This window comes from Streptomyces sp. 13-12-16 (assembly GCF_002114215.1).
In the GTDB taxonomy this organism is placed as follows: domain Bacteria; phylum Actinomycetota; class Actinomycetes; order Streptomycetales; family Streptomycetaceae; genus Streptomyces.
On record NZ_NCTE01001225.1, the window covers coordinates 1,586 to 5,183 of the forward strand.

The 3,598-nt window shown below is 72.5% G+C and carries 2 protein-coding genes and 2 pseudogenes; 1 reads left to right on the forward strand and 3 read right to left on the reverse strand.

Translation table 11 applies throughout. The features are described 5' to 3' along the window. Positions 1 to 554: pseudogene (locus tag B7767_RS38085) on the reverse strand (hypothetical protein); the annotation flags it as partial. A 58-nt stretch (positions 555 to 612) separates the two neighbouring features. Between B7767_RS38085 and B7767_RS38090 the strand changes: the two are divergent. Further along, positions 613 to 1,024, forward strand: a pseudogene (locus B7767_RS38090) (MFS transporter); the annotation flags it as partial. 182 nt (positions 1,025 to 1,206) lie between these two features. Here B7767_RS38090 and B7767_RS38095 read toward each other — a convergent pair. Further along, on the reverse strand, positions 1,207 to 1,764 hold the full coding sequence (locus B7767_RS38095; protein WP_085575972.1) for a DNA-binding protein: 558 nt from the start codon (positions 1,762 to 1,764) through the stop codon (positions 1,207 to 1,209). 12 nt (positions 1,765 to 1,776) lie between these two features. After that, on the reverse strand, positions 1,777 to 3,598 hold a 1,822-nt coding region (locus B7767_RS38100; protein ID WP_085575973.1), incomplete at its 5' end, for a transcriptional regulator.

The window sequence follows — 3,598 nt, forward strand, 5'->3', positions numbered from 1 at the left end:
TCGGTGCGCGCCAGGCGCGCGTAGGAGTCACTGAAGGACCGCTTGCTCAGCAACAGCAGGGCCGTCATCGACGCCAGGTGACGCAGGGCCTGCCGGGTGGGTTCGTCGTCGGTGTCGGTATCGGCCCGCAGCACCCCCAGGCGCTCCACCCCGTCGGTGACGGCCACCCACCACCGTCGCCGCCCACCCGCCCCGTCCCGTTCGGATTCGGGGAACAGCTCCACGCGCTGGTAGGCCCGGCCGGGCAGACTGCCCGAAACGGTGAACTCCTGCCCGCCGCCCCCGGCGTCCTCCCCCTGACCGGTGAGCCGGCGCAGCACCGTCTCCCGGATGTCGACCACGAAGACCGCCACGTCGTGCATGCCCGCCACAGCGGCATGCTCGGCGATCATCCCCGGAAGCTGTTCGAGCGTGACCGTATGGCTGGCCTGCATCAGCCGCACCAGCGACACGGCGCTGTTCTCAGTCACATCCCCGGCCCCCTCGCCGGGCAGGCGCACACACCATGGGCGGACATGCCACTTCGGAACTCCTTCATGGCCCGCCTCTTCCATGGCTGCTCGTGTAGTACCCATCCTCGGGCACCATGCGGGCACCCGCTCCCGGACAGCAGTCTCTGCCGCCTCCCAGTCCTCCTTCGCGGCCGTGATGACCGTCTGCCTGCTCTTCCTGCCGCGGGAACCGCACCTGTCGGGCACCGTCGTCGGGCTGGCGCTCGCGGCGGCGGGACCGGGCGCGCTCCTGGGTTCGCTGCCGGCCGCCCCGCCTGTCGAGCCGGTTCGGCCACGGCCCGGTGCTCGTGTGCGCGGCGGCACTCGGTGACGGCCTCTTCCTGCGTGTGCCCGCGCTGCACGGCTCCTCCGCGGTGACGGTTCCCGCGCTCCTTGCGGTGGGTTTCGTACTCGGGTGCGGCGGCCAGTTGGTGAATGTCACGGTCATGGCCGTCCGGCAGGCCGTCACTCCGGACGGGATGCAGGGCCGCGCGGCCGCGACGATCACGTTCGCCGGCATGGGGACGGCCCCGCACGACGCTCAGCCGACGTGCGAGTGAACGTGCGTCACCTCGTACGAATGAGCAGTCCGACTCCACGAGAGCCCGCGGGTCTGCCCCCTCCGGCACTCCGCGCGAGCGATGCCGGTCTCGATGATGTCGCCGTGCCGGCGAGCCGGGCGCGTCCGGACGTGCCCGGCTCGCCGGCACGGAGGCTACAGGTCGAACTCCAGGTGCTCGATGTCCGTGAACCGGACTTCCTCCAGTTGGCCGGCGCGGCGGCCGTCGTCCTGGAAGTACACCTCCTTGAGCGCTTCCGCGACGATCTCCCGCAACCGCTGGTCGCCGGCGCCGGTCTGCTGGGCCTCGAAGAGGCGGGCGGCGTACCGCGGTGGCAGGGCGACGGTCAGGTGGCGGAGCCTGTCCTCGTCCGTCGAGCCGATCGGCGCGGTGTAGCCGATCCGGGCACGGGTGTCGATGACGATGCCGTCGGTCGTCGCCGCCTTCCGCCGTGCCCTGGCGCGGATCTGCGGCTGCCAGCGCTTCTTCACCTCGTGCTCCAGGCGCGCGGCGAGGTCCGGGCGGGGGTTCTTGATCTGGCCCTTCACGTACCGTTCGACGGTGCGCTGGGAGATGCGCAGCGTCTGGGCGACCCCGCGGGTGCCTTTGAGCTGCCTGACCAGGTACCGCATCTGCGCGGGCGCGCTCTTGGGCGCCGGGCGGGTGAACGCCTTGTGCACCGCGGCGTCCAGGCCGTCCCCGAACAGGGTCATCGTCGCCTTCTCCTACTCGCCGTTGTCGATGTCGGTGACGGTGCCGTCCTTGATGTAGCGGGCGAGGTTGAGTGCCGGCGCGTCGAAACGCTCGCGGACCTCCTCGCCCCACAGGACGCTCTGCGTGCCCTCGTGCTTGACCAGGCCCGGGTTGACGCCCAGCTTGAAACCGCCGGGCAGCGGCTTGCCCTCCCGGTAGGGCAGGAAGTCCAGCGGCGAGGGCCCGCCGGCCGCGTACACGACGCAGTCGGACAGGACCGCCACCGGGTACTGACCGGTGAACGCCGCATGCTTGACGATCTTGCGGTGCAGGTTGATCCGGGTACGGGAGATGACGGCCGCGCGGATGTCCGGCCGCCACGTCGACCGGGACAGCGCCCGCCACGGCCGGCCCGGCCGCCAGCCCTCACCACGCGGCCGTTCACGCAGCTTTCCCAGGCCGCCCTTGACCGTCGCCTTGATCGCCGAGACGACGATCGCCAGCTGCGGGTCGCGTTCCCCGTAGCCGTCCATCGCCGCCAGGAAGTCGGCCGGCTCCATGTCCGCGTCGACGCCGAGATCGGCCATCGTCGCCAGGTAGGCGTCCCGCAGCCGCTGGTACCAGCCGTCCAGGTAGCGGCCGTTGTCGTACCGGACGTACGCCTCGATCGGCCGCACCTCGTAACCCAGCTCCACCGCGTACGCGACGGTGGGTGTGGCGTACCAGGCCGGGCCCCCGGGCCGCTCGCCCTTCGGCGTGAACGGGCTGGGCAGCAGACTCGCGTCCAGCTCCGCCCACTCGTCCTTGCCGGCCTTCACCCTCGACAGGTCGACGTGGGACAGGTCCACCAGCCATGACCCGGGCAGCTTCGCGTCGAACACCGGTGCCTTGACGTGTTCCGGCGCGCCGAGGCCGACGACCAGGCCGTTGGCACCGGCGGCGAAGGCCATGTTCACGTCGATGCCGACCAGGTGCCGCAGGGTGCATTCGTCGTCGGTCATCGGCCGCGCCCAGTCGTACGCCTCCTCGAACAGCTTCTCGCCGGGGCCGCGGACGTGGAAGCGCGGCAGGTCCGCCAGGATCGGGTGGCCGTCGGGGGCCTCGCACGGCGCCGGGTCGACCGGGTCCTTGCCCAGCGAGCCGGGGTTGCGCTCGGAGTGCCGCTTACCCGTCGTGTCGGGTCCGGAGGCGCGGGTCGGCGGGTGCAGGGCGGTCATCAGCTCCAGGCCGGTGACGGCGGTGGAACCGCGCGGCGTCATCACGCGGGAGGCGTACACGCCCAGGGTCCGGGCGAGGTCCGCCGGCGGGAGCTGTGCGGCGTGGCCCCAGTTGCGGGGGTCGAGGGCGTGCCAGGACGGGATGCACAGCTGGACGCAGTTGCGCATCCCGCCCTGCGCGGGGCGGTAGATCCGCGCCCACGGCCCGAAGCCGCGCCTGGTCAGCTTCCACTCCGCGCGCGCGAGCTGCTTGACGACCTTGTGGCCCTCCGGGATCCGCCCGGCGAGCCGCTCCTCGTCGGTGAGGGTGACGGGGAGGCCGTAGCGCTCCAGTGCGGCCTCGGTGAGCACGAGCAGCGGGTCGGCGTCCTTGCCCGGACCGGACAGCCTCGGCTGCCCGAGCCCCGCCTCCTTGAGGGTCCAGTCCACCAGGGCCGGCAGGGACTTGGCGGGCACGTCCAGGACCAGGCCGCCGGTGCAGTACGCCAGGACCTGGCCCTCCGTGTCGACGTCGACGACCGCGAGCGGCCCGTTCTCGAAGCGCGGATCGGCGCCGCCCGCGGGGGTGCCGGCCGGGGTCGCCTTCCGCGCGTCCGGGCGCCGTGGCGTCGTCGACGGCCCGGTGTGCGGCGCCGCG

Bases quoted from the DNA above. Each gene is read 5' to 3' on its own strand.
- B7767_RS38095 (WP_085575972.1), bottom strand. From the start codon at position 1,764: ATGACCCTGTTCGGGGACGGCCTGGACGCCGCGGTGCACAAGGCGTTC.